At 71.8% G+C, this 24,374-nt stretch carries 23 protein-coding genes; 3 read left to right on the top strand and 20 right to left on the bottom strand.

The annotated features are described in order from the left end of the window. Nucleotides 1–12: 12 nt before the first annotated feature. Together ggt and ACFWW9_RS23980 are read right to left on the bottom strand one after the other, a co-directional pair. Nucleotides 13–1,785: a gamma-glutamyltransferase gene (gene ggt, locus ACFWW9_RS23985; RefSeq protein WP_390381923.1), complete on the bottom strand. Its 1,773-nt coding sequence runs from the start codon at nt 1,783–1,785 to the stop codon at nt 13–15. Nucleotides 1,786–1,814: 29 nt separating this feature from the next. Further along, nucleotides 1,815–3,815, bottom strand: coding sequence for a primosomal protein N' (locus ACFWW9_RS23980; RefSeq protein ID WP_390381920.1), 2,001 nt, complete (start codon nt 3,813–3,815; stop codon nt 1,815–1,817). Nucleotides 3,816–3,927: 112 nt separating this feature from the next. On the opposite strand from ACFWW9_RS23980, the gene ACFWW9_RS23975 reads away from it, so the two are divergent. Next, the gene (locus ACFWW9_RS23975) at nt 3,928–4,386 is read left to right on the top strand and encodes an AAA family ATPase (RefSeq protein ID WP_390381917.1); all 459 of its coding nucleotides are present in this window, start codon (nt 3,928–3,930) and stop codon (nt 4,384–4,386) included. Here ACFWW9_RS23975 and ACFWW9_RS23970 read toward each other — a convergent pair whose 3' ends face one another. The 13 genes from ACFWW9_RS23970 to pyrR all read right to left on the bottom strand — a co-directional run bounded on the left by ACFWW9_RS23970 (nt 4,387) and on the right by pyrR (nt 18,586). Then, the gene (locus ACFWW9_RS23970) at nt 4,387–5,757 is read right to left on the bottom strand and encodes a hypothetical protein (protein WP_390381914.1); all 1,371 of its coding nucleotides are present in this window, start codon (nt 5,755–5,757) and stop codon (nt 4,387–4,389) included. A gap of 134 nt (nt 5,758–5,891) precedes the next feature. Continuing rightward, entirely contained in the window at nt 5,892–7,094 is a 1,203-nt protein-coding gene (metK, locus tag ACFWW9_RS23965; RefSeq protein WP_390381911.1) for a methionine adenosyltransferase, read from the bottom strand. A 72-nt stretch (nt 7,095–7,166) separates the two neighbouring features. Next, nucleotides 7,167–8,411: a bifunctional phosphopantothenoylcysteine decarboxylase/phosphopantothenate--cysteine ligase CoaBC gene (gene coaBC, locus ACFWW9_RS23960; protein WP_390381909.1), complete on the bottom strand. Its 1,245-nt coding sequence runs from the start codon at nt 8,409–8,411 to the stop codon at nt 7,167–7,169. Beyond that, the gene (gene rpoZ, locus ACFWW9_RS23955; protein WP_106197044.1) at nt 8,408–8,686 is read right to left on the bottom strand and encodes a DNA-directed RNA polymerase subunit omega; all 279 of its coding nucleotides are present in this window, start codon (nt 8,684–8,686) and stop codon (nt 8,408–8,410) included. The genes coaBC and rpoZ overlap by 4 nt, the downstream gene beginning before the upstream one ends. A 3-nt stretch (nt 8,687–8,689) precedes the next feature. Further along, nucleotides 8,690–9,349: a guanylate kinase gene (gmk, locus tag ACFWW9_RS23950; RefSeq protein ID WP_390381906.1), complete on the bottom strand. Its 660-nt coding sequence runs from the start codon at nt 9,347–9,349 to the stop codon at nt 8,690–8,692. After that, entirely contained in the window at nt 9,346–9,663 is a 318-nt protein-coding gene (gene mihF, locus ACFWW9_RS23945; RefSeq protein ID WP_106197042.1) for an integration host factor, actinobacterial type, read from the bottom strand. Before mihF ends, gmk begins: the two co-directional genes overlap by 4 nt. 409 nt (nt 9,664–10,072) lie before the next feature. After that, complete coding sequence (gene pyrF / locus ACFWW9_RS23940) at nt 10,073–10,888, bottom strand: orotidine-5'-phosphate decarboxylase (protein WP_390381903.1); 816 nt, start codon at nt 10,886–10,888, stop codon at nt 10,073–10,075. Continuing rightward, entirely contained in the window at nt 10,885–14,193 is a 3,309-nt protein-coding gene (gene carB, locus ACFWW9_RS23935) for a carbamoyl-phosphate synthase large subunit (RefSeq protein ID WP_390381900.1), read from the bottom strand. Before carB ends, pyrF begins: the two co-directional genes overlap by 4 nt. Then, complete coding sequence (carA, locus tag ACFWW9_RS23930) at nt 14,193–15,305, bottom strand: glutamine-hydrolyzing carbamoyl-phosphate synthase small subunit (RefSeq protein ID WP_390381897.1); 1,113 nt, start codon at nt 15,303–15,305, stop codon at nt 14,193–14,195. The genes carB and carA overlap by 1 nt, the downstream gene beginning before the upstream one ends. Beyond that, nucleotides 15,302–15,808 (bottom strand): transporter, encoded by a 507-nt coding sequence (locus ACFWW9_RS23925; protein WP_390381894.1) that lies wholly within the window; start codon nt 15,806–15,808, stop codon nt 15,302–15,304. The genes carA and ACFWW9_RS23925 overlap by 4 nt, the downstream gene beginning before the upstream one ends. Beyond that, complete coding sequence (locus ACFWW9_RS23920) at nt 15,805–17,088, bottom strand: dihydroorotase (RefSeq protein ID WP_390381891.1); 1,284 nt, start codon at nt 17,086–17,088, stop codon at nt 15,805–15,807. The genes ACFWW9_RS23925 and ACFWW9_RS23920 overlap by 4 nt, the downstream gene beginning before the upstream one ends. Then, nucleotides 17,085–18,017 (bottom strand): aspartate carbamoyltransferase catalytic subunit, encoded by a 933-nt coding sequence (locus ACFWW9_RS23915; protein WP_390381888.1) that lies wholly within the window; start codon nt 18,015–18,017, stop codon nt 17,085–17,087. Before ACFWW9_RS23915 ends, ACFWW9_RS23920 begins: the two co-directional genes overlap by 4 nt. Then, entirely contained in the window at nt 18,014–18,586 is a 573-nt protein-coding gene (gene pyrR / locus ACFWW9_RS23910) for a bifunctional pyr operon transcriptional regulator/uracil phosphoribosyltransferase PyrR (protein WP_390381885.1), read from the bottom strand. Before pyrR ends, ACFWW9_RS23915 begins: the two co-directional genes overlap by 4 nt. 258 nt (nt 18,587–18,844) lie before the next feature. On the opposite strand from pyrR, the gene ACFWW9_RS23905 reads away from it, so the two are divergent. After that, the gene (locus ACFWW9_RS23905; protein ID WP_015103676.1) at nt 18,845–19,333 is read left to right on the top strand and encodes a transcriptional regulator; all 489 of its coding nucleotides are present in this window, start codon (nt 18,845–18,847) and stop codon (nt 19,331–19,333) included. 56 nt (nt 19,334–19,389) lie between these two features. Here ACFWW9_RS23905 and nusB read toward each other — a convergent pair whose 3' ends face one another. Genes nusB through ACFWW9_RS23890 form a run of 3 tightly spaced genes read right to left on the bottom strand, consistent with a single transcriptional unit; the run spans nt 19,390 to nt 21,507 of the window. Next, the gene (nusB, locus tag ACFWW9_RS23900; RefSeq protein ID WP_390381882.1) at nt 19,390–19,809 is read right to left on the bottom strand and encodes a transcription antitermination factor NusB; all 420 of its coding nucleotides are present in this window, start codon (nt 19,807–19,809) and stop codon (nt 19,390–19,392) included. Nucleotide 19,810: 1 nt separating this feature from the next. After that, on the bottom strand, nt 19,811–20,374 hold the full coding sequence (gene efp, locus ACFWW9_RS23895) for an elongation factor P (protein ID WP_259626935.1): 564 nt from the start codon (nt 20,372–20,374) through the stop codon (nt 19,811–19,813). 50 nt (nt 20,375–20,424) lie between these two features. Continuing rightward, nucleotides 20,425–21,507 (bottom strand): M24 family metallopeptidase, encoded by a 1,083-nt coding sequence (locus tag ACFWW9_RS23890; protein ID WP_390381879.1) that lies wholly within the window; start codon nt 21,505–21,507, stop codon nt 20,425–20,427. Nucleotides 21,508–21,944: 437 nt separating this feature from the next. On the opposite strand from ACFWW9_RS23890, the gene ACFWW9_RS23885 reads away from it, so the two are divergent. Then, on the top strand, nt 21,945–22,349 hold the full coding sequence (locus tag ACFWW9_RS23885) for a hypothetical protein (RefSeq protein ID WP_390381876.1): 405 nt from the start codon (nt 21,945–21,947) through the stop codon (nt 22,347–22,349). Here the strand turns inward: ACFWW9_RS23885 and ACFWW9_RS23880 are convergent. Together ACFWW9_RS23880 and ACFWW9_RS23875 are read right to left on the bottom strand one after the other, a co-directional pair. Further along, nucleotides 22,346–23,863: a beta-xylosidase gene (locus ACFWW9_RS23880; protein WP_390381873.1), complete on the bottom strand. Its 1,518-nt coding sequence runs from the start codon at nt 23,861–23,863 to the stop codon at nt 22,346–22,348. The two genes, ACFWW9_RS23885 and ACFWW9_RS23880, sit on opposite strands and share 4 nt — an antisense overlap. An 88-nt stretch (nt 23,864–23,951) precedes the next feature. After that, nucleotides 23,952–24,353, bottom strand: a complete 402-nt coding sequence (locus tag ACFWW9_RS23875; protein WP_390381870.1) for a VOC family protein — start codon at nt 24,351–24,353, stop codon at nt 23,952–23,954. Nucleotides 24,354–24,374 lie beyond the last annotated feature (21 nt).

Below are 24,374 nucleotides of genomic sequence, written 5' to 3'. Positions count from 1 at the left end.
CCGGCCGTACGCCTACGGCGTCGGCCACACGACTCGGGCCGCGCCGCCTCCCCTGCGGGTGGTTTCGGCGGCTGCTCGCCAGCGGCCGTCTGGGAGGCGTTCTACGCCTGTGGTCGCGCCGATCTCGGTGGTGGAGGTGAACTTGTGGCCCAGGGCCTGGAGGGCGGTGGCTTCGGGAGTGGATAGGAAGGCGGTTTCGGCTTGCGTGGTGGTGCTGTTGCGTTGGGAGGCTCTAGGGGCCGCGATGGCCTGCACCAAGGGCAGGTGGCGGTCTAGTTTGCCTGCCAGGACCTGGAGGACCGTGGTGATGATGCTGGCTCCGCCAGGTGAGCCGACGGCGAGGACGGCCTTGCCGTGGTCGAGGACGATGGTCGGGGCCATCGAGGAGCGCGGGCGTTTGCCGGGGCCGGGCAGGTTCGGGTCCGGGGTGCCCGGCGTGACCGGGGTGAAGGAGAAGTCGGTCAGCTCGTTGTTGAGCAGGAAACCGCGGCCCGGCACGACGATGCCGCTGCCGCCCTCCTGCTCGATGGTCAACGTGTACGCCACGACGTTGCCCCACCGGTCCGCGGTCGTCAGGTGCGTGGTGTGCTCGCCCTCGTACGGTGTCGGGGCGGCCGCGCCGACCGTCGCGCACGCCGCCGGGTTCCGCGGGTCGCCGGGCGCGACCGGGCTGGTGAGCACCTTGTCCGGCGAGATCAGGCAGGCGCGGCTGTCCGCGAACCGCTGCGACAGCAGCTCCCGCGTCGGCACGTCCACGAACGCCGGGTCGCCGACCCAGCGGTTGCGGTCGGCGAACGACAACCTGCTCGCCTCCAGGAACCGGTGCAGGTACTGCGTCGACGACAGCGCCCCGACGTCCACGCCCTCCAGGATGTTCAGCGCCTCGCCGACGGTCGTGCCGCCGGACGACGGCGGCGCCATCCCGTACACGTCCAGGCCGCGGTAGCTCGTGCGGCTCGGTTCCCGCTGCGGCGCGGTGTAGCGGGTGAGGTCGGCCTTCGTCAGGTCGCCCGGCCGCACGACCCGCGTCGCCGCCGGGTCGACCGGGGGCTTGCGCACGGTCTTGACCAGGTCGTCGCCGATCGGGCCGCGGTAGAACGCGTCCACGCCGCGGCGGCCGATCTCGCGGTAGGTGTCCGCCAGGTCGGGGTTGCGGAAGCGGGTGCCGACCGCCGGGGCCGCGCCCTGCGGCAGGTACAGCGCCCTCGTCGACGGGAAGTCCGCGAACCGGGCGGCGTTGTTGGTGATCTGGGTGTTGAACGTCGCGTCGACCGTGAAGCCCTCGCGCGCGATCCGCTCGGCCGGGGCCATCGCCTCGCGCAGCGACAGCGTGCCCCACCGCCGCAGCGCTTCCTGCCACGTCCGGGGCGTGCCGGGAACGCCGACCGACAGGCCGCTCGTCACGGCCTGGTCGAACGGGATCGCGACCCCGTTCTCCACGAACAGCTTGTCGGTCGCCGACGCGGGCGCGGTCTCCCGGCCGTCCACAGTGGACACCCGACGGGTGCGGGCGTCGTAGTGCACGAGGAACCCGCCACCGCCGATGCCCGCGGAGAACGGGTCGGTCACGCCGAGCGCGGCGGCCGTGGCCACGGCGGCGTCGACCGCGTTGCCCCCTCGGCGCAGCACGTCGACGCCGACCTGCGAGGCGTCCGGGTCGATGCTGGAGACCGCGCCTCCCCAGCCGGTGGCCTCGGGGACGCGCGGCGGGGCCTGGGTGGCGTGCGCGGTCCCCGGCAGCAGGATGGTCGACGCGACGAGCGCGCCCGCGAGCAGACGGATCATGGCCCTATTCGTACCCGACGACGCCCCGGTCACAGCACCTCCAGCGGGTCCAACTTCACGCGAACGGGGTCGGGGTCCTTGCGGGCGCTGCGCACGCCGAGCGCCTCCGCCAGCCCCGCGGCCAACGCCCGCCCCTCGGCACGGGACACCCGGACCAGCGCCCGTTCCTTCGCGCCCTCCTCGTCCAGCGGCACCGGGCCGAGCACCTCGCCGCTGGGGGGCAGCCGCAGCTCGTCCAGCAGCGCCGCGACGGCGTCCGGCGAGCCGTCCACGGTCGCCATCCGCACGGCGGGCGGGAACCCCAGTTCGGCGCGCGCGGCCAACTCCTGCCGGGCGTGCCACACCGGGTCCCACCGCACCAGCGCCTGCACGGGGGCCAGCACCGAATCGGCGATCACCACGACCCGCCCGCCGTCGACGCCCTGCTTCGCCAGCGCGGCGGCCGTCATCCAGCGCCGCAACGCCTCCTCGGCCGCCCGCAGGTCCGCGCGCCCGAGCAGCGACCAGCCGTCGAGCAGCAGCACCGCGCCGTACCCGCCCTCGGCCACCGGCTCGGCCCCCGGCGTCGCCACGACCAGCGCGGGCTTGCCGGGCACCGACGCCAGCACCTCGTCCGCGCCGGACGTGCGCACCGGCACGCCCGCGAACGCCCGCCCCAGCTCCTCGGCGGTCCGGCGGGCGCCGACGATCTGCGCGCGCAGCTTCCGCGACCCGCACGCCGGGCACCGGTACGCGGCCTCCGTCGCCCCGCACCACCGGCAGTACGGCGGGCGCGGCACACCGTCGTCCGACCCGCCCGGCAGCGCCAGCGGGCCCGCGCACCGGCGGCACCGGGTGGGCGCGCGGCAGCTCCCGCACGCCAGCGCGGGCACGTACCCGCGCCTCGGCACCTGGATCAGCACCGGGGACTTCGCCGCCAGCGCGGCGCGCGCCGCCTCGAACGCGATCGACGGCAACCGCGCCGACCGGGCGGCAGCGTCCTTGACCTCCTGCCAGTCGCTGTCACCGACGGCCGCGACCCGCGGCGCGGCGGTGCGCAGCGTCTCGCGCGCGGCGACGACCTCGTGCGCCCACCCGCTCTCCACGAGCAGCTGCGCCTCCGCAGTGCGGGCGAACCCGCCCGCGAGGAACGCCGCGCCCGTCAGGTGGGCGCGCTGCACCAGCACGTCCCGCACGTTCGGGTACGGCATCCGCGGCTCGGAGTGCAGGTCGTCGCCGTCGTCCCACACCACGACCAGCCCGAGGTCCGCGACCGGCGCGAACGCCGCCGCCCTCGTGCCGATCACGACCCGCACCGCACCGCGCCGCACCGCGAGCCACCGCTTGTACCGCTCCGACGGCCCGAGGTCGGCCGACAGCGTCACGACGCCCGCCTCCCCCACCAGGGCCGCGCAGGCCGCGTGCAGCCTCGTCACGTCCCGGTGGTCCGGCACCACGAGCAGCACGCCCTTGCCGGTGCTCGCGACCGTCGCCGCCGCCTCGGCCAGCCGCGCGGGCCAGTCCTCGGCGGGCAGCGCCTGCCACACCGCGCGCGCCGTGCGCCCGGACAGCAGCGCGTCCAGCAGGTTCGGCCCGAAGGGGTACCGCGTCCACCCCGCCGCCACCGGGACCTCCGGCGGCGGCGCGGGCTCCGGCGACGCCTGCGCCTCCGCCCGCGCGTGCCGCGGCGGGATCGCCATCCGCAGCACGTCGATCAGCGTGCCCGCGAACCGGTCCGCGACCACCCGCGCCAGCTCCGCCACCTCCGGCGACAGCACCGGCTCCGGTGACGTCACCCGTTCCAGGTACGTCAGCTTCTTGCCGTACTCCGAGCTCTCCACCCGTTCGAGGAGGTACCCGTCGACGAGCTGCCCGGCGAACCGGACCCGCACCCGGCACCCCGGCACCGCGTCCGCCTCCTGGTCCGCCGACACCTGGTAGTCGAACGCCCGGTCCAGGTGCGCGAGCGGCACATCCACACAGACGCGCGCGACCGGCAGCACCTCGGCCGGGGTGCGTTCACCCCGTCTCGCCGTCGCTTTGCTCGCCATGCCCTTTGGTCTACCAGAGGGGTACGACAGTCTGGCGCTCGGACCGAAGTTGCCCTCCCCTCACCGCCACTGTGCACAGTGGACGGCCGTCCCTGAACGGAGAACCCCGGAGATGCGCCTGATCCTGCTGTGCGGCCTGCCAGGCTCCGGCAAGACCACCCTGGCCAAGCGGCTCGCGGTGGACCTGCCCGCGGTCCGGCTGTCCCCGGACGAGTGGTTGACCACGCTGGAGGTCGACCTGTTCGACGAGCCCTTCCGCGCCAGGCTCGAGACCGCGTTCCGCCGCCACGCCCGCGACCTGCTCGCGCTGGGCCTCACGGTGGTGCTGGAGAGCGGCTTCTGGACGCGCGCGGAACGGGACCAACTGCTGCGCGAGGGCCGTGCCCTCGGTGCCGCGGTCGAACTGCGGTACCTGGACGTCCCGCTGGACGAACTGGCCCGACGTCTGGAGGCCCGCGCGAGCGAGCCGGGCGAGGTCACGATCAGCCGGACAACGCTGGAGGGCTACGCCACCCTGTTCGAGCCACCGGACGCGGCCGAAATCGCCCGGTTCGACCCGCCCGCGGTCTGATCAGGTCGTCTTGCGGACCAGACCGGTGAAGCCCGCGACGAACAGCGTGGCGAACGCCCAGGCCAGGGCTTGCAGCAGCCAGGTCGCGACGACGACGAACTGACCGAGACCCGTGGTGGTGAGGACCTGGCAGCGCTGCTGGGTGTCGGGTTTCACCAGCGGGGTGGCCGCGTTGAGGGCCAGGCCGATCTGCTCGACCGCGGAGCACGGGCCGGTGGCCGCTCGGGTGAGGCCCGCCGGGCCCGCGACGGCCGTCACCAGGACGACGGCGGTGGCCAGGGTGGCCGCCAGCCACAGCAGGGCGATGGCCGGGCGGTAGCCGTAGCCGACCGTGGCGCCGGTGACGCGGTGCCACAGCCTGCCCCACCGGGTCAGCCTGCCCCGCCGGAGCAGGTCCTTCTGCTGGGCCACGCGGATGCGGCGGACGTCCCGCTCGTTGCCCGCGGCCTGGTGGGCGGCGGCCAGCTGGAGGTACGGCTGGCTGGCGTAGCGCTGGGTGCGCGTCGCGAGCAGCTCCAGCCAGTCGTCCAGCGACGCGCGGCGCGGGACGCCGACGTAGGTCAGGCCGTCGAGGGAGACGCGGCCGTCGGCGAAGTCGGCCCGGAGCAGGAGTTCCATGCCGACGCGGACGTGCTTGAGGTCCAGGGCGATCGGGCCGGAGGCGCGGCCGTCCAGGACGAGTTGGCCGCCGATGCGGGACCCGCGCATGCGCACGGTGCGGTGCGGGGGCGCGGTGCTCGTGGCGCGGAACCCGCCGTCGAGGAACACGTTCTGCTCGACCTGGAGGTCCACTGCGAGCAGCGCGCCCTCGTCGTGGGCGAGGTCCGCGCCGCCGCAGCGGAGGTTGCCGCCGATCCGGGCCCCGTCCAGCCGGACGACGCCCCTGGCGCGCAGGTCGGTCAGGAACACCTCGCCGCCGACCCGGAGTCTCGGGGCGTGCAGGGCGTACTGCGCGCCCGTCAGATGAGCGCCGGACAGGCCCAGGTGGCCGCCGAGGTGGGCTTCGGCCAGGTCGACGGCCCAGTCGTGCTCGCCGCCGTCCAAGCGCGCGTTCCGGAGCAGCAGGTAGTGGTCCAGGCGCAGCCACGCGGCGCTGACGGCGGGCGCGACCAGGCCGCTGAGGTCCACAGAGGACAGAGAGGCGCGGTCGAGCAGCACCGGGCTGTCGGTGCGGCAGTCGACGAGGACGAGCGGGCGCTTCGACTGGACGTCGGCCAGGTCGAGGACGCCGTCGAGGCGGGCGTCGCGCAGTCGAATACCGCGCGGATCGAGGTCGTCGGCGATGAGCAGATCACGGATCGACGACGCCGTGATCGACTCGCCTTTCAGGTCGACGAACTCGCCGTCGCCGAGCCGTTGTTCAACGCCCATGCGACAAACCTATCGTCCCGCTGTCGAAATAGGACCGTGATCGAGTGTGGGAGCGCGCCCACGAATACCCCGCGAAAAAGCAAAAAGCACGGCGGCCAGGCCGCCGTGCTTTACGCGAGAGTAAAATAGGAAACTCAGGCCCCTGCGGCCTGGCGGAGGGCGTCCGCGCGGTCCGTGTGCTCCCAGGGCAGGTCGATGTCCGTGCGGCCGAAGTGGCCGTACGCGGCGGTCGGCGCGTAGATCGGCCGCAGCAGGTCGAGGTCGCGGATGATCGCGGCGGGCCGGAGGTCGAAGACCTCGTTGATGGCCTGCTGGATCTTCAGCGGGTCGACCGTCTCGGTGCCGAATGTTTCGACGAAGAGACCGACAGGCGAAGCCTTGCCGATCGCGTACGCGACCTGCACCTCGATGCGCGTCGCCAGGCCCGCGGCCACGGCGTTCTTGGCCACCCACCGCATGGCGTACGCCGCGGAACGGTCCACCTTGGACGGATCCTTGCCGGAGAACGCGCCGCCGCCGTGCCGGGCCATGCCGCCGTAAGTATCGACGATGATCTTGCGCCCGGTGAGGCCCGCGTCACCCATGGGCCCGCCGATGACGAAGCGGCCGGTCGGGTTCACCAGCAGCCGCACGTCGGAGGTGTCGAGGCCGAGGTCGGCGATCTCCGGCGCGACCACGTTCTCGCGGATGTCGACGCCCAGCAGCTTCTCCAGGTCGATGCCGTCCGCGTGCTGCGTCGACACGACCACGGTGTCCAGCCGCACGGGCTGGTCACCGGCGTACTCGATGGTGACCTGGGTCTTGCCGTCCGGGCGCAGGTACGGCACCGAGCCGTCCTTGCGGACCGCGGTCAACCGGCGCGACAGGCGGTGCGCCAGCGCGATCGGGAGCGGCATCAGCTCGGGCGTGTCGGTGCACGCGTAGCCGAACATCAGGCCCTGGTCGCCCGCGCCCTGGCGGTCGATCTCGTCGGAGGAGTCGGAGACCCGCTCCTCGTACGCGGTGTCGACGCCCTGCGCGATGTCCGGCGACTGCGAGCCGATGGCGACGTTCACGCCGCACGAGTGCCCGTCGAAGCCCTTGGCCGACGAGTCGTAGCCGATCTCGAGGATCTTCTCCCGCACGATGGACGGGATGTCCGCGTAGGCCTCGGTGGTCACCTCGCCCGCGACGTGGACCTGACCGGTCGTCACCAGCGTCTCCACGGCCACGCGGGAGCGCGGGTCCTTGCTCAGCAGTGCGTCCAGGATCGAGTCGCTGATCGCGTCGCAGATCTTGTCCGGGTGTCCCTCGGTGACGGACTCACTGGTGAACAGCCTGCTGGCGTGCTGGCTCACGGCGCTACCTCAAACCTTCGAATTCTGCGCTGGGACGGTGTCAAGCTTAACGAGCGTTCGGGTACGACCGTGTCAAGGTTCGACCAGAACTCGCACGGCATCCCACAGAACGGCACCGAGTTGCGCCTTCGAGCCGTGTGGGATACGACGTTCGGCTCCGTCGGCGGACAGCAGCCAGCCCGCGTTGTCCTCGACCTCGAACGCCTTGCCGTCGCCGACCGCGTTGACGACCAGCAGGTCGCAGCCCTTGCGCTTGAGCTTCGCGCGGCCGTAGTCGAGGACGTCCGTCCCCTCGTCGCCGGTCTCCGCGGCGAACCCGACGACGATCTGCCCTGGTCGACGGTGTTCGACGAGTTCCGCGAGGATGTCCGCGTTGCGGGTCAGCGCGATCGGGTCGGGGTCGCGGTCGGTCTTCTTGATCTTGTGGCCGACCAGCGAAACAGGGCGGAAGTCCGCCACCGCGGCGGCCATGACCACCACGTCCGCGGTCGCGGCGACCTCGTGCATCGCGACCCGCAGCTCCTCCGCCGCCCCGACCTGCACCACGTCCACGCCCGCGGGAGCGACCAGGTCGGCGGTGTGCGCCGAGACGAGCGTCACCCTCGCGCCGCGCTGCGCGGCGACCCTGGCCAGCGCGTACCCCTGCCTGCCGGACGACCGGTTGCCGAGGAAGCGGACCGGGTCCAGCGGTTCACGGGTGCCGCCCGCCGACACGGCGACGTGCAGGCCCTCCAGGTCGCGGGGCAGGGCGTCGGACCGTGCGAGCAGGAGCTTCGCCAGCTCCACGATCTCGGACGGCTCGGGCAGCCTGCCCTTGCCGGTGTCCTTGCCGGTCAGCCTGCCGCTGGCGGGCTCGGCGACGACGACGCCGCGGGACCGCAGCAGCGCCACGTTGGCCTGGGTGGCGGGGTGCTCCCACATCTCGGTGTGCATCGCGGGCACCAGCAGGACCGGGCACCGGGCCGTGAGCAGGGTGTTCGTCAGCAGGTCGTCCGCGAGGCCGCCCGCCGCCTTGGCGATCAGGTTCGCCGTCGCGGGCGCCACGACCACCAGGTCGGCGGTCTGGCCGAGCCGCACGTGCGGCACCTCGGGCACGTCCTCGAACACCCCGGTGTGCACCGGCTGCCCCGAAAGCGCCTCGAAAGTCGCCGCGCCGACGAACCTCAGCGCGCCCTCGGTCGGCACGACCCGGACGGAGTGACCCGACTCGGTCAGCCTCCGCAGCACCTCGCACGCCTTGTACGCGGCAATGCCCCCGCCGACCCCGAGGACTACTCGGGGGCGAACAGGGGCATCCGGGTGGAGCTGGGCCGTCACTCGCCCTCGGTGTGCTCGAGCAGACCCGCGTGGATCTCCCGGAGCGCGATGGAGAGCGGCTTCTCGCGCGGGCCCGGCTCGACGAGGGGGCCGACGTACTCGAGCAGGCCCTCGCCCAGCTGGGCGTAGTAGTCGTTGATCTGGCGTGCGCGCTTGGCGGCGTAGATCACCAGCGCGTACTTCGAGCTGACCTGCTCGAGCAGGTCGTCGATGGGCGGGTTGGTGATGCCCTCTGGCGAACCCGTCAGCTGGCCCAGCTCGGTGTGCGTGGTCACTCGTCAACGCTCCTGCGGTTGTGTTTCGGCTGGGTCGTCCCGTGCCACTCGGCGGTCGAAGGAGATGCCGGGCACCGGGCCGACCACCAAGTTTAGCAAGTCGCGGGCCGCCGAGCGCACATCGGCGTTGACGACGACCTCGTCGAACTCCTTCTCGGCCGCCATCTCGTCCCTGGCGATCTCGAGCCTGCGCTCGATCACGGCCGGGTCCTCGGTCCCGCGGCCGACCAGCCGGTCCACCAGGTGCTCCCACGAGGGGGGCGCCAGCATGACCAGCTGGGCTTCCGGCATCGTGGCCCTGACCTGCCGCGCGCCCTGCAACTCGATCTCCAGCAGGGACGGCGTGCCGGACTCCAGGGCCCGCAGCACGGGGGCCTTGGGGGTCCCGTAGCGGTTGCCCGCGAACTCGGCGTGCTCCAGGAACTCGCCAGCGGCGACCATCCGGTCGAACTCGACGACGTCGACGAAGTGGTAGTGCTCCCCGTCGACCTCGCCCGGCCTCGGCTTCCTGGTGGTCACCGAGACGCTGAAGTGCACGTGCACCGGCCCCTGGCGGCGGAGCTCGGCCAGCACGCTGGACTTGCCCACGCCGGACGGGCCGGAAAGTACGGTGAGGCGGGGCCGGGCAGATGAGCCCGACCCCGCCTCGGTGCCACTACTCACTCGCTGCTGAACTCGGCGAGCAGCGCCTTGCGCTGACGGTCGCCCAGGCCACGCAGACGACGGCTGGTAGCGATCTCGAGCCGCTCCATGATCTGCGCCGCGCGAACCTTGCCGACGCCCGGAAGAGCCTCGAGCAGCGCGGACACCTTCATCTTGCCCAGGATCTCGTCGCTCTCGGCGGCCTTGAGCACATCGGTCAGGTTCGTGCCGCCACGCTTGAGGCGCTCCTTGAGCTCAGCCCGAACGCGGCGAGCGGCAGCAGCCTTCTCCAGCGCTGCGGCCCGCTGCTCCTCGGTAAGCTGGGGAAGGGCCACGATATCCTCCGTGGTGTGGGAATTTAATTCTGGGATCTGTGCCGCGACCGTACCGACCTCAATTGCCTGGGTACAACGCGGGTCCGGAAGTCGATGGGTTTTGCTAAGACCCTTGCTTTCAACTTCGGCCCCAACCCAGTCGGGGTTGAGCTTTCCAGCGATCAGTTGGTGCGCGGCGAGGGGTAGTAGTACCAACTCGCACCGACGGTCCCGTCACCGCCTCCGGTAACGCGATGACCACGACCTGTGTGGTATGCGCACCTCGGGCGATCGAGCCGCCGGTGGCGTGGACCGTACCAGGGAACGTTTGCCCAGGTGAGCGGACCTCGGCCAGCGTGTCGAAAACGGACAGGGCCGCCTCACCGGCGCTGAGCGCCCGTGAGACGGCCCTGAGTGCCGTTTCGGGGACCTAGGACACCTCGGCACGTACGCGCAGCGCAGCGGCCCGCAGGGGGGCCGTACCGGGCCCGTGGCGCAGCACGTCCCGCGACGTCGTGGGCAGAACGCCCCGCAGCTCCGCGCCGAAGAGCCTGCGCAGATCGGCGGTGGTGCCGCCCTGCGCGCCGAAGCCCGGAGCGAGGACCGGGCCGTTCAGCGCGGACAGGTCGACGTCGAGCTCCGCCAGGGTCGCCCCGATGACCAGCCCGACGTCGCCCAGCGGCTCGGCGCCCGCGTTGGCCTCGGCCGCGCCGTCCACGATCGACTGCGCCACCGTGCGCCCGTCGGGCAGGAGCGCGCCCTGCACGCCCGCGCCCTCCGGGTTCGACGTGCGGGCGAGCACGAACACGCCGCGCCCGTGCGCCCGCGCCGCCTCGATCGCCGGGTCCAGGGACCCGAAGCCGAGGAACGGCGAGACCGTGACGGCGTCGCCCGCGAGCGGCGACCCCTCGGTCAGGTAGGCGGCCGCGTAGGCCGCCATGGTCGAGCCGATGTCCCCGCGCTTGGCGTCCACGAGCACCAGCGTGTCCGCGTCCCGCAGGCCCGCGATCACCCGCTCCAGCACCGCCACGCCCTTCGAGCCGTACGCCTCGAAGAACGCGGACTGCGGCTTCACCAGCGACACGTGGCCGCCGAACGCCTCGACGCAGGTGAGCGCGAACCGCTCCAGCCCGGAGACGTCCTGGGGCAGGCCCCACTCGGCCAGCAGCCCCGGATGCGGGTCGATGCCCACGCACAGCGCGCCGCGCTCGGCGACCGCTTTCGCCAGCCTGGTCCCGAAAGTCACTCGGCGCCCTCCTTCAGGAGGGAGGCCTGGAGCGACTGGAGGGAGCGCACGCCGATGTCGCCGCGGATGGCCGCCTCGATGCCGTGCACGGCCGCGGCCGCGCCCTGGATCGTGGTGACGCACGGGATGTCCTTGGCGACGGCGGCGGTGCGGATCTCGTAGCCGTCGATGCGCGGGCCGCTGTTGCCGTACGGGGTGTTGATGATCATGTCGACCTCACCCGCGAGGATGATGTCCACGATGTTCTCCACGCCGTCGAAGTGCTTGCGCACCACCGTGCACGGGATCCCGTTGCGGCGCAGCACCTCCGCCGTGCCGGACGTCGCGAGCACCTCGAAGCCGAGGTCGGCGAGCCGCTTCACCGGGAAGATCATCGCGCGCTTGTCGCGGTTCGCGACGGACACGAAGACCTTGCCCGACGTCGGCAGCGAGCCGTAGGACGCGGTCTGCGACTTGGCGAACGCCATGCCGAACGACACGTCGATGCCCATGACCTCGCCGGTCGACTTCATCTCCGGGCCGAGCAGCGAGTCGACGCCCTTGCCCTCGCGGGTGCGGAAGCGGTGGAACGGGAGCACGGCCTCCTTGACCGACACCGGCGCGTGCGCGGGCAGCTTGGCCCCGTCGCCGTTGGCGGGCAGGATCCCCTCGCCGCGCAGCTCCTTGATGGTGGTGCCGAGCATGATCCGGGCGGCGGCCTTGGCCATCGACACGGCGGTCGCCTTGGACACGAACGGCACCGTGCGGGACGCGCGGGGGTTCGCCTCCAGGACGTAGAGCACGTCGTCCTTGAGCGCGTACTGGACGTTGAGCAGGCCGCGCACGCCGATGCCCTTGGCGATGGCCTCGGTGGAGCGGCGGACGGCGTCGATGTCCGTCTCGCCCAGGGTGATGGGCGGCAGCGTGCAGGCGGAGTCGCCGGAGTGCACGCCCGCCTCCTCGATGTGCTCCATCACGCCGCCGATGAACACGTCCGTGCCGTCGTAGAGCGCGTCGACGTCGATCTCGATGGCGTCGTCCAGGAACCGGTCGACCAGCACCGGGTGCTCCGGGCTGACCTCGGTCGCGCGGGCGATGTAGCCGGCCAGCGAGTCCTCGTCGTAGACGATCTCCATGCCGCGCCCGCCGAGCACGTACGAGGGCCGCACGAGCACCGGGTAGCCGATCTCGTCGGCGATGGCCTTGGCCTCGTCGAACGAGGTCGCCATGCCGTACTTCGGCGCGGGCAGCCCGGCGTCGGTGAGCAGCTTGCCGAACGCGCCGCGCTCCTCGGCCAGGTGGATCGCCTCCGGCGGGGTGCCCACGATCGGCACGCCCGCGTCGGCGAGCCGCTGCGCGAGGCCCAGCGGGGTCTGGCCGCCGAGCTGCACGATCACGCCCGCGACCGTGCCCGAGCGCTGCTCGGAGTGCACGACCTCGATGACGTCCTCGAACGTGAGCGGCTCGAAGTACAGCCGGTCCGAGGTGTCGTAGTCGGTGGAGACGGTCTCCGGGTTGCAGTTGACCATGACGGTCTCGAACCCGGCCGCGCGCAGCGCCATGGCCGCGTGCACGCAGGAGTAGTCGAACTCGATGCCCTGGCCGATGCGGTTGGGCCCGGAGCCGAGGATCAGGACCTTCTCGCGCTCGCGCTGCTCGGTCACCTCGGTCTCGGCGTCGGGGTCCAGCTCGTAGGCCGAGTAGTGGTACGGCGTCTTGGCCGCGAACTCGGCCGCGCAGGTGTCCACGGTCTTGTAGACCGGTCGGACCCCCAGGCGGTGCCGCAGCGTCCGCACGCCGTCCTCACCGGCCAGCTCGGACCGCAGCACGGCGATCTGCCGGTCGGACAGCCCGGCCCGCTTCGCCTTGCGCAGCAGGGTCTCGTCGAGCACCGGGGCGGTCTCGATCTCGCCGCGCAGCTCGTTGAGCCAGGCGATCTGCTCGATGAACCACGGGTCGATGCCGGAGGCCTCGTGCACCTGCTCGATGGTCGCGCCGAACCGCAGCGCGCGGTCGACCGTGTAGAGCCGACCGTCGTGGCCCGCGCCCAACGCCTCCAGGAGCCCTTCGAGGGTCGTCCCCTCCGGGTCCGGGCGCGTCCAGAAGCCCGCGTCCTTGGTCTCCATGGAGCGCATGGCCTTGCCGAGGGCCTCGACGAAGTTGCGGCCCATGGACATGGCCTCGCCGACGGACTTCATCGTCGTGGTCAGCGTGGGGTCGGCGCCGGGGAACTTCTCGAACGCGAACCGCGGGATCTTCACGACCACGTAGTCCAGCGTCGGCTCGAAGCTCGCCGGGGTCTCGCCGGTGATGTCGTTGCGGATCTCGTCCAGCGAGTAGCCGATCGCCAGCTTGGCGGCGATCTTGGCGATCGGGAAGCCCGTCGCCTTGGACGCCAGCGCGGACGACCGCGACACGCGCGGGTTCATCTCGATGACGACCATGCGGCCGGTCGACGGCTCGATCGCGAACTGGATGTTGCAGCCGCCGGTGTCGACGCCGACCTCGCGGATCACGTCGATGCCGACGTTGCGCATGTGCTGGAACTCGCGGTCGGTCAGCGTCATCGCGGGCGCGACGGTGACCGAGTCGCCGGTGTGCACGCCCATCGGGTCGATGTTCTCGATGGAGCAGACGACCACGACGTTGTCGTTGCGGTCGCGCATCAGCTCCAGCTCGTACTCCTTCCAGCCGAGCACGCTCTCCTCGATGAGCACCTCGGTGACCGGCGACTCCGCGAGGCCGGTCGCGGCGAGCCGCTCCAGCTCCTCGGGGGTGTGCGCCATGCCGGAGCCCAGGCCGCCCATGGTGAACGACGGCCGGATGACGACCGGCAGCCCGAGGTCGGCGACGGTCTCGCGGACCTCCTCCATCGACTTGCACACGGCGCTGCGCGGCACCTCGGCGCCGATCTTGCGGACCAGCTCCTTGAAGATCTGCCGGTCCTCGCCGCGGTTGATGGCGTCGATGTCCGCGCCGATCAGCTCGACGTTGTACTTCTCCAGCACGCCGCGCTCGTGCAGCGCGATGGCCGTGTTGAGCGCGGTCTGGCCGCCCAGCGTCGCCAGGATGGCGTCCGGGCGCTCGATCGCGATGACCTTCTCGACGAACTCGGCCGTGATCGGCTCGATGTAGGTCGCGTCGGCGAACTCGGGGTCGGTCATGATCGTGGCGGGGTTGGAGTTCACCAGGCTGACCCGGATGCCCTCCTCCCGCAGCACGCGGCAGGCCTGGGTGCCGGAGTAGTCGAACTCGCACGCCTGGCCGATGACGATCGGGCCGGACCCGATCACCAGGACGTGCTTGATGTCAGTGCGCTTCGGCATCAGCGGGCCTCGCTCATCATGGTCGCGAACTCGTCGAACAGGGGCGCGGCGTCGTGGGGACCGGCCGCGGCCTCGGGGTGGTACTGCACGCTGAACGCCGGGACCTCGAGCGCGCGGACGCCCTCGATGGTGTCGTCGTTGGGGCAGTAGTGGCTCAGCAGGACGCGGCCGAAGTCGGAGGCGAACTCCTCCCCCGGCTCGCCCTCCAGCGCGAACCCGTGGTTCTGCGCGGTGATGGCGACCTTGCCGGTCTTCACGTCGATCACCGGGATGTTGATGCCGCGGTGGCCGTAGCGCATCTTGTACGTGTCGCGGCCCAGCGCGCGGCCCAGGATCTGGTTGCCGAAGCAGATGCCGAACAGCGGGATCCGCCGCTCCAGCACGGCCTTCGTCAGCTCGACCGCGTGCGTCTGCGTCGCCGGGTCGCCGGGGCCGTTGGACAGGAAGACGCCGTCGGCCCCGACCGCCAGCAGGTCGTCCACAGTGGACGTCAGCGGCAGCACGTGCACCTCGATGCCGCGCGCCGCCATCATCCTGGGGGTGTTCGACTTGATGCCGAGGTCGAGCGCGGCCACGCGGAAGCGCTTCTCGCCGACCGCCGGGACCACGTAGGGCTCCGCCGTGGTGACATCGCCCGCGAGGTCGGAGCCCTTCATCGGCGGGCTGTCCAGCACGCGGCCCACGAGGGCCTCGTCGCCGTCCAGCGAGTCGCCGGAGAAGACGCCCGCGCGCATCGCGCCCTGCTCGCGCAGGTGGCGGGTCAGCATCCGGGTGTCGACGCCCGCGATGCCCACGACGTTCTGGCGGACCAGCTCGTCGTCGAGGCCGCGGACCGAGCGCCAGTTGGACGGCACGCGGGAGGGGTCGCGCACGACGTAGCCCGCGACCCAGATGCGCGAGGACTCGTCGTCCTCGTCGTTCCAGCCGGTGTTGCCGATCTGCGGCGCGGTCTGCACCACGATCTGGCGGTGGTAGGAGGGGTCGGTCAGCGTCTCCTGGTACCCGGTCATGCCGGTGGAGAACACGACCTCGCCCAGGCTCTCGCCCAGGGCGCCGTAGGACTCGCCGCGGAACACGCGGCCGTCTTCGAGGACTAGCACTGCCTTGCTCACGCGGTCGTACCTCCCTTGGCGCCGCTGGTGTTCAGCGCCGCCACCCAGTCCTCGTACACGTCTTTGTCATCGCCGCGGAAACCCGTGTCCACGAGCTGCTCGCCGAGGTGCCACCGCACGACCAGGAGGCCGTCCTTGGTCATGACCTTGCCCGCGAGACCCCGGTCGGTGCGAGCGGACTCGATCTCCGACTTCGGGATCCAGACCGCCGACGCCCCGGTGCGCTCGATGAGCACCCCGCGGTCGGTCAGCCGCAGCTCGGCCTCGGCGCGGTGGCCGATGTCGCCCATGGCGATCCGGTCCTGCCAGTTGTCGCCGATGGTCGTGCCGATGTACTGGCCGGTCGTCTCCAGCAGCACGGACCCGGTGTCGGTGGGCACGACGGGGAAGTCGGCCAGCACGGCCGCCTGGCGGCGCGCTCGCCGCTGCCAGCCGTGCCACATGCCGTAGAGGCACAGCGCGAAGACCGCCAGCACCGCCAGCGAGAGGAGAACCCTGGTCATGCCGGAATCCTCCCCGCCGTCACGCGTCCGCGCAGCAGGGTGGCCGTCACAACGCCCGGCAGCTCCATGCCCTCGAACGGCGTGTTGCCCGCGACGCTCGCCAACTCCGCGCCGCGCACGGTCCACGTGGCGTCCGGGTCGACCAGCACCAGGGTGGCGGGCTCGCCGACCGCGATCGGACGGCCCTGGTCGGGCAGTCCGGCGATCTCGGCCGGGCGTTCGCTCATCACCCGCGCGACACCGCGCCAGTCCAGCAGCCCGGTCTTGACCATGGCCTCGACGACCACCGACAGGGCGGTCTGGAGCCCCAGCATGCCGGGACGGGCCGCGGACCACTCGCAGTCCTTGTCCTGCACGGCGTGCGGGGCGTGGTCGGTCGCGACGCAGTCGATGACGCCCTCGGCGAGCGCCCGGCGCAGGGCCTGGACGTCCGCGGTCGCGCGCAGCGGCGGGTTGACCTTGTTGACCGGGTCGTACGTGCTCAGCCGGTCGTCGGTGAGCAGCAGGTGGTGCGGCGTGACCTCGGCCGACACCTTCGTGCCCCGTGCCTTGGCCCACTTGAGCACGTCCGCCGTGCCGGTGGTCGACACGTGGCAGATGTGCAGCCTGGCCTCGGCGTGCAGGGCCAGCAGGCAGTCCCGCGCGACGATGGACTCCTCGGCGGCCGCGGGCCAGCCCTGGAGGCCGAGCCGAGCGGCCTGCTCACCCTCGTGCGCCTGCGCGCCGACGGTCAGCCTGGGCTCCTCGGCGTGCTGGGCGATGACCACGTCCAGCGCCTTGGAGTACTCCAGCGCGCGGCGCATGATCAGCGGGTCGTGCACGCAGTGGCCGTCGTCGGAGAAGACGCGGACGCCCGCGGCGGACTTCGCCATCGTGCCCAGCTCGGCGAGCTTCTCGCCCTTGAGACCGACGGTGACCGCCCCGACCGGGTGCACGTCGACCAGCCCGACCTCGCGGCCGCGGCGCCACACGTGCTCCACGATCACCGCGTTGTCCGCGACCGGGTCCGTGTTGGCCATGGCGAACACGGCGGTGTACCCGCCGAGCGCCGCGGCCCGCGACCCGGTCTCGATGGTCTCGGTGTCCTCGCGCCCCGGCTCGCGCAGGTGCGTGTGCAGGTCGACGAAACCGGGCAGCAGCACCGCACCGTTCCCGTCGATGGTCTCCACGTCGTCGGCGTCGACGGCGCCGATCTCGGCGATGACGCCGTCGCGGACCAGCACGTCGACGGGATCGCCCTCGCCGTACGGTCGAACTCCCTTGAGCAGCAAGGGATTCACGAAGCTTCCTCCTCGTGGGCGAGCAAGTGGTACAGGACCGCCATGCGCAGGTGGACGCCGTTGCGCACCTGGTCGGTGATGGCCGCGCGCGGGGAGTCGGCGACCGCCGAGGCGATCTCCATCCCGCGGAGCATCGGACCGGGGTGCAGCACGACGGCGTGCTCGGGCATGAGGCCGAGGCGGTTCTCGTTGAGGCCGTACGCGATCGAGTACTCGCGGGCCGACGGGAAGAACCCGCCGTGCATCCGCTCGGCTTGAACGCGCAGCAGCATGACCGCGTCCAGGCTGGGCAGTTCGGCGTCCAGTTCGTGCGACACCGTCACCGGCCAGTTGGACACGCCCACGGGCAGCAGCGTCGGCGGGGCGACCAGCACCACGTCGGCGCCCAGCGCGGAGAGCAGGTGCACGTTCGAGCGGACGACCCGGCTGTGCAGGACGTCGCCGACGATCGCGATCCGGCGGCCCTCGATGGAGCCGAGCCGCTCGCGCAGCGTCGCCGCGTCCAGCAGCGCCTGCGTCGGGTGCTCGTGCATCCCGTCGCCCGCGTTGACCACGGACGTGCCCGCCTGGGCGAGCCAGCCGGCCAGCCGGTGCGCCGCGCCGGACGCGGGGTGCCGGACGATCACGCAGTCCGCGCCCGCGGCGGCGAGGGTCAGCGCGGTGTCGCGCAGGGACTCGCCCTTGCTCACGCTGGACCCGCCCGCGGACACGTTGATCACGTCCGCGCTCATCCACTTGCCCGCGATCTCGAAGGAGACCCTGGTGCGCGTGGAGTTCTCGTAGAACAGCGTGATCACCGTGCGGCCGCGCAGCGTCGGGAGCTTGCGGACCTCCCGGCCGAGCAGCGCGCGCTTGAGGTTGTCCGCCGTGTCCAGGATCGACGTGGCGGTCGCGCGGTCGAGGCCTTCGGTGGAGAGGAGGTGCTTCACTTCAGCACCACTCCGTCGCGCCCGTCGAACTCGTCCAGCAGGACGGCCACGTCCTCGGTGCGCGAGGTTGGCACGTTCTTGCCAACGTAGTCCGCGCGGATCGGCAGCTCCCGGTGACCGCGGTCGACGAGCACCGCGAGCTGGACCGCGCGGGGGCGGCCGTGGTCGCGCAGGGCGTCGAGCGCGGCGCGGATGGTGCGACCGGAGAACAGGACGTCGTCCACGAGCACCACGAGGCGGTCGTCTATCCCGCCTTCGGGGAGCGAGGTGGTCTCCAGCGGCCTCGTGGGGCCGCGCCGCAGGTCATCGCGGTAGAGGGTGACGTCCAGGGTGCCCGTGGGAACGTCGACACCACTGAACTCCGCGATCTTGAGGGCCAGTCGGCGAGCGAGTGGTGCTCCCCGACTCGGTATGCCCATCAGGACTACTGCGGGTGCGCTCGGTGCATCAAGAGCGGTCTTCTCGATGATCTGATGGGCCATTCGGGCGACAGTGCGTGCGACGTCACCGGCCGAGAGAAGCTCGCGCTCCCCGGCCGGATCCGTCGCACCACGTTGACGTGGCGCCACGGTTGGACCTCCTTCCCCGCCTCACAGGACGGGTCCTTAAAGGACGTCGGACACCCGGCTTCGACCGGGCTGACCTGCACGGTATCAGGCACGGAGCGCTCACCTTACGAGTGGTGTCGAGGCTCTCGCCCTCATGGGCCGACGAGATCAGCTTGACCTGGCGACCACGGAGAGCAATCATTACTCTGCGTATTGAGTCTGACCTCCCCGGCCCAGTCCCCTACCGGCTGACGGGGCGAATGAACGGAGAACCGCCACATGGGCGACTACGCCAAGGCGTTGGGGGCCAAGCTCCGCGCGATCCGGCAGCAGCAGGGCTTGTCCCTGCACGGCGTCGAGCAGAAGTCCGGCGGTCGCTGGAAGGCCGTGGTCGTCGGCTCCTACGAGCGGGGCGACCGAGCCGTGACCGTGCAGAAGCTGGCCGAACTGGCCGACTTCTACGGGGTGCCGGTGGCCGAACTGCTGCCGGAGGGCCGGGTGCCGTCGGGTGCCGAGCCCGCGACCAAGATCGTCATCAACCTCGAACGGCTGCAACAGCTACCGGCCGAGAAGGTCGGGCCGCTGGCGCGCTACGCCGCGACCATCCAGAGCCAGCGCGGCGACTACAACGGCAAGGTGCTCTCGATCCGCACCGAGGACCTGCGTTCGCTGGCGATCATCTACGACATGACCCCCGGTGAGCTCACCGAGCAGCTCATCGACTGGGGCGTGCTTCCCCCCGAGGCCCGACCGGCCAAGGAGGACTGAGACGGCCAAGGCCACCCCGACGGTCGTCGAGGTGGCCTTAGCCGCGCTCTTGTCGCCTACAGGACGGCGCGCAGCTGGTCCGCGATGACCGCGATCCGGCCGAGCACGCCGTTGACGAACCGCGGCGAGTCGTCCGTGGACAGGCCCTTCGCCAGCTCGATCGCCTCGTCGATCGCGACGGCGTCCGGGACGTCCGTCGCCCACAGCAGCTCGTACAGGCCGATCCGCAGCACCGCGCGGTCGACCGCGGGCATCCGCTGGAGCGTCCAGCCCTCGGCGTGCTCCGAGATCAGGTCGTCGATCCGCGCCTGGTGCGCGGTCACGCCCTCGACGAGCGTCACCGTGTAGTCGTTCACCGGCGGCACGTCGGCCGAGCCGACCCGGCCCGCCACCAGCGTGACCGGGTCCTCGCCCCGCAGGTCGGCCTCGAAGAGGATGTCGACCGCGCGTTTGCGAGCCTTGCTGCGTGCTCCCACGTCAGCTGCTCACTCGGCCGAGGTAGCGACCGTCGCGGGTGTCGACCTTGACCTTCTCGCCCGTGGTGACGAACAGCGGCACCTGGATCTCGGCGCCGGTCTCCAGCGTGGCGGGCTTGGTGCCGCCGGTGGAGCGGTCGCCCTGCAGGCCGGGGTCGGTGTGCTGGATCAGCAGCTCGACCGAGGTCGGCAGCTCCACGAACAGCGGCACGCCCTCGTGGGTCGCGACCATCGCGTCGGTGTTGTCCAGCATGTAGCCCGCGGCGTCGGCGACGGTCTCGCTGGGCACGGTGATCTGGTCGTACGTGTCGTTGTCCATGAAGACGAAGTCGTTGCCCTCCTTGTAGAGGAACGTCATCGTCCGCTTGTCCACGGTGGCCGTTTCGACCTTCGTCCCCGCGTTGAAGGTCTTGTCCACGACCTTGCCGGACAGGACGTGCTTCAACGTGGTGCGCACGAAGGCGCCACCCTTGCCCGGCTTGACGTGCTGGAACGCGGTGACGGTCCACAGCTGGCCGTCGAGGTTCAGCACCAGGCCGTTCTTCAGGTCGTTGGTCGTGGCCACGGTGGTGGTCTCTCCTGTTGTCCGAGGGGCAAGCCCGGCGAAGCGGGCGCTTAGACGACCACGAGTTCCTTCGTGGTCAGGGTGAGGAGCTCCGGCGCGCTCTCGCGCACCACGAGCGTGTCCTCGATGCGGACACCACCCTTCCCCGACAGGTAGACGCCGGGCTCGACGGTGACCGCCATACCGGCGGAAAGTGTACCTTCACCCGACTTGGACAGCGCCGGAGCCTCGTGGATCCGCAATCCGACCCCGTGCCCGAGCCCGTGCGGGAACCGCGGCCCGTGCCCGGCGGCCGCGACCACCTGCCGAGACGCCGCGTCCACGGCCCGCACGTCGGCCCCCGGCGTGAGGGCGGCCCGCCCGGCGGCCTGCGCCCGTGCGACCAGGTCGTACAGGTCCCGCTGCCAGTCGGCGGCCCGGCCGAGGACCAGCGTCCGCGTCATGTCCGAGTGGTACCCGTCGACCAGCGCGCCGAAGTCCAGCTTCACGAAGTCGCCGAGCTTGAACACCGCGTCCGTCGGCCGGTGGTGCGGGATCGCCGAGTTCGCCCCGGCCGCCACGATCGACTCGAACGCGGGCCCGGCGGCCCCGTGGTCGAGCATCCGGCTCTCGAGTTCCCGAGCGACCTCCCGCTCGGTCCGCCCGACCCGCAGCCCACCGTGCTCGATGAGGTCCACCAACGCCCGGTCCGCCGCCGCACAGGCCATCCGCAACGCCTCGACCTCGGCCTCGTCCTTGACCGCCCGCAAGACCTCCACCAGCCCGGACGCCCGCACCAGCCCGTCGACGGCCTGCTCCAGCGCGTCGAGCCCGTCGACGGTCACGTGCTGGCTCTCGAACCCGACCCGCTGGTACCCGTCCTTCCCGGCCCGCGCCGCCAACGCCAGATCACACGCCCGCTCGACGACCCGCTCCAGATCCGGCACCTCCACCGCGGACTGCTCCACGTACCGCCCGTCGGTGCAGAACACCGACCGCTCCTCCCCGTCCGCGGCCACCAGCAACGCGGCATTGGACCCGGTGAACCCGGTGAGGTAGCGGACGTTCACCAGATCCGTCACGAGCAGGGCGTCGAGATCACGAGCGACGAGCTCGGCGCGCAGTGCGGCGCGACGCGGGGCGTGCAGCGGCATACCTGGAGCGTAGGGGTACCGGCCGGGATGCACAGGGCTACGAACGGGGGTTTCCCGAAGCCCGGACGGCTTCGGCCTCCGGGCCCAGGCAGGTCGACAGCGACACCGTCGTTCGGCACTTCGCGGTCGCGAGGTGCTCAGCCCCCAGCGCTGGTCCACCCGGCGGGGTCGCCGAGGTCCATCACGACCACAGCGAGGGTGGCAGTGCTCGATCGCCGACTGGTCTCGCCGCTCACGCCGCCGATGGCCTGCTCCGTGACCGTGACCTGGTCCAGCGGTGAGGCAAGCCGGGTCAGGTCCTCCGTCCGGCCGGTGCGGTGAGGTCGCGGCCTGCCTGGAACACCGTCGAAACGTCGGACGCCGAGGCGTGCTGGTCCATCCCGTTCCCTCCCTCGCAGGTCACCATGGTCCCGTACGGCGGCACTAGGCTGTTCGCCATGGGTGCGTGGCTGGTCAGGGGTGTCTGGACGGGGCTGCTGCACGGGGCTGTGCAGGCCGGGGTGGTGGCGGTCGCGGTGCGGAGTCCCGAGGCGGCCGGGTCGGTGCGGGTGATCGCCTTTGGGCTGGTCGTGGTGGTCGGGGTGTTGTGGGGGGCGTTGGACGCGTGGCGGCGGTTCGACGGGCGGGGGATGTGCTGGTTCTTCGCTTCGCTGGTGGCCGGGCCGTTGGCCGGGGTGGTCGGGGTGGTGGGGACGGGGATGCTCGTCGACCAGACCGGGACCGAGTCGTTGTGGCCCGCGTTGACCGGTGGGGCCGCGTTCACCGCGCTGGTGGTGCTCGCGTCGGCCGCGGTCGGGATGGGGTTGGGGAACCTGCTGCCGCAGCCGGAGGAGTCGCGTTAGCGGCGGAACCTCGTGAGGTCGCCCGCGCGGGTGTAGGAGTTCCACTCGGCCTCGGTGGTCTGGCGAACCGTCGAGGAGTTGAGGGCCGCGGGCTCGTCGGAGCCGACCACCCAGAGCTTGTCGCCGTCCAGGAGCAGGCCGGTCCGGCCGTCTGGCGAGCGGACCGCCTGCACGCCCGCGGGCACACGGGCCGCGACCGGCAGGTCGTCGACGATCGACGGCCGGTGGTCCAGCACGGCCCTGGCGAGGCGGTCGGTCACCGCACGACGCTCCAGGCGCACGACCTTGCCGTCGACGACCAGGTCCGTCGTGCGCTCGGGCGATGGGACGGCGAACCCGTCGAGCACGACGGCCGCCTCCTTGGTCTCGCAGCCGGGGACGCCCGCCAGGTCCATGCCGAAGTGGGTGAGGTCGGTCGGCGCTCCCGCCGCGCCGTCGACGGTCGCGCGGACGACGTCGATCGGGACGCGGCCGCACGGGTCGTCCGACGCGATCGGCGCGTGCCCCTCGGACGTGCGGACCAGGCCGGGACCCTCGCGCCACGGGCCGGGCACGGTGATCTGGGCGTACGGCTGGGCGGTGAAGTCGGCGTTCCAGAAGGTGATGCTGGTGCCGGACTCGGTCTCGTGGGCGATGGCGAACGCGTCGAGCGCGGCCACCCACATCCAGTCGGCGCTGAAGGCGTCGACGACCGAGCGGGCGCGCGGGGCGTTGGTGCCGGACACGGTGGCGAAACCGCGGTCGCCGAGCGCCTGCACGCCGGACAGGAACAGCGGGTCCTTGGAGCGCAGCACGAACTGGCCCGCGCCGTTCCAGCCCGCCGCCTTGCCGGTGGTGTCGGTGAACATCAGGTAGAACCAGCCGTCGAGGTGCAGGACGGCGGGCTGGCCCGCGCCGTAGGTGTTGTCGCGGGTGGTGTCGTACGCCGGGCCGATGATCGGCTGGCCGTTGTGCGCTCGCTGCCACGCGATGCCGTCGGTGCTGGTCGCGACGCCGATCGCGTTGCCGTGCGCGTGGTCGCCGGAAGCGCCGGTGTAGTAGAGGTAGTAGGTCCCGCCGACGTGGATCACCGACGGGTCGCAGGTGTGCACGCCGTCGAAGCCGGTGACGCTGCCGCTGAGCACCGGCTGGGCCATGGAGCCGTCGGGCGCGAGGAACGGCCCGGTCAACGAGGTGCTCTCGGCGTACAGCAGGTCGTCGCCCGCGGGGGCGGCGACGCCGAGCTGGCTGCACCACCACATCCGGTTGCGGCCGTTCTCCACCAGCACCGTCGGCCCGTAGTTGTACGGCGAGTCCCCGCCGCCCGCGGCGATCACGCCCGCGCTGCCGCGCTGCCGGTCCGCCGTCAGCGGTTTCGGGTCTTCCTGGCCGTCACGCTGGGGTTTCTGCCGTTCCACGGGCGGCGCGACACCACCGGTGCCCTCGGCCTGGTTCATCGTCACGCCACCGTCGCACGACGACAGCAGCGCGGTGGCGACGGCGACCGTCGCCACGAGCCGGTGAAGCCTCGGCATGCGGGAGCGTTCCTCCACTCGGTGACCCCGGTCGACACGATCGGCGAAGCGCACCCAGTGTAGAAGATCAACTCACCCGTACGGGCGACTACTCACCAGTAGTGGCAACGAGTTCGACCTCGAACCCGTCGGCGTTCTCGAGATAGGCCGCGTAGTGGTCCGGCCCGCCGGCGTGCGGGTGGCGGTCCGCGAACAGCAGCGACCACCCGTTCCCCAGGGCTTTCCGCGTCAGCTCGTCGACCGCTTCCCGGCCCGTGACGTGCAGCGCGAGGTGGTTGAGCCCCGGTCGCAGGCGCTCGTGCGGCACGGCTCCCATCGCGGGCGACCGCTCCACGACCACGTACGTCGTGCCGAGTTTCCAGCTCACGCCCGCGGGCCAGCGCTGGTGTTCCACCCAACCGAGTTCGCGCAACAGCCACCCGATCGTGTCTTCCGCACGGGTGACGTCCGGGACCCACAGTTCGACGTGGTGCAGGGCTCCGTGGGTCATGCCAGCTCCCTTCGGCCGGCC

The sequence above is a fragment of the Umezawaea sp. NPDC059074 genome (assembly GCF_042738955.1).
In the GTDB taxonomy this organism is placed as follows: domain Bacteria; phylum Actinomycetota; class Actinomycetes; order Mycobacteriales; family Pseudonocardiaceae; genus Umezawaea.
The sequence above is the reverse complement of the archived record's forward strand: the minus strand, read 5'-3'. Positions and strand labels throughout refer to the sequence as shown.

What these genes read in the sequence shown, in the direction of transcription:
- ggt (WP_390381923.1), bottom strand. Translation starts at nt 1,785, where the DNA reads ATGATCCGTCTGCTCGCGGGCGCGCTCGTCGCGTCGACCATCCTGCTG.
- ACFWW9_RS23980 (WP_390381920.1), bottom strand. Translation starts at nt 3,815, where the DNA reads ATGGCGAGCAAAGCGACGGCGAGACGGGGTGAACGCACCCCGGCCGAG.
- ACFWW9_RS23975 (WP_390381917.1), top strand. Translation starts at nt 3,928, where the DNA reads ATGCGCCTGATCCTGCTGTGCGGCCTGCCAGGCTCCGGCAAGACCACC.
- carB (WP_390381900.1), bottom strand. Translation starts at nt 14,193, where the DNA reads ATGCCGAAGCGCACTGACATCAAGCACGTCCTGGTGATCGGGTCCGGC.
- ACFWW9_RS23885 (WP_390381876.1), top strand. Translation starts at nt 21,945, where the DNA reads ATGGGTGCGTGGCTGGTCAGGGGTGTCTGGACGGGGCTGCTGCACGGG.
- ACFWW9_RS23890 (WP_390381879.1), bottom strand. Translation starts at nt 21,507, where the DNA reads ATGCCGCTGCACGCCCCGCGTCGCGCCGCACTGCGCGCCGAGCTCGTC.
- ACFWW9_RS23905 (WP_015103676.1), top strand. Translation starts at nt 18,845, where the DNA reads ATGGGCGACTACGCCAAGGCGTTGGGGGCCAAGCTCCGCGCGATCCGG.
- ACFWW9_RS23875 (WP_390381870.1), bottom strand. Translation starts at nt 24,353, where the DNA reads ATGACCCACGGAGCCCTGCACCACGTCGAACTGTGGGTCCCGGACGTC.
- ACFWW9_RS23925 (WP_390381894.1), bottom strand. Translation starts at nt 15,808, where the DNA reads ATGACCAGGGTTCTCCTCTCGCTGGCGGTGCTGGCGGTCTTCGCGCTG.
- ACFWW9_RS23970 (WP_390381914.1), bottom strand. Translation starts at nt 5,757, where the DNA reads ATGGGCGTTGAACAACGGCTCGGCGACGGCGAGTTCGTCGACCTGAAA.
- ACFWW9_RS23880 (WP_390381873.1), bottom strand. Translation starts at nt 23,863, where the DNA reads ATGCCGAGGCTTCACCGGCTCGTGGCGACGGTCGCCGTCGCCACCGCG.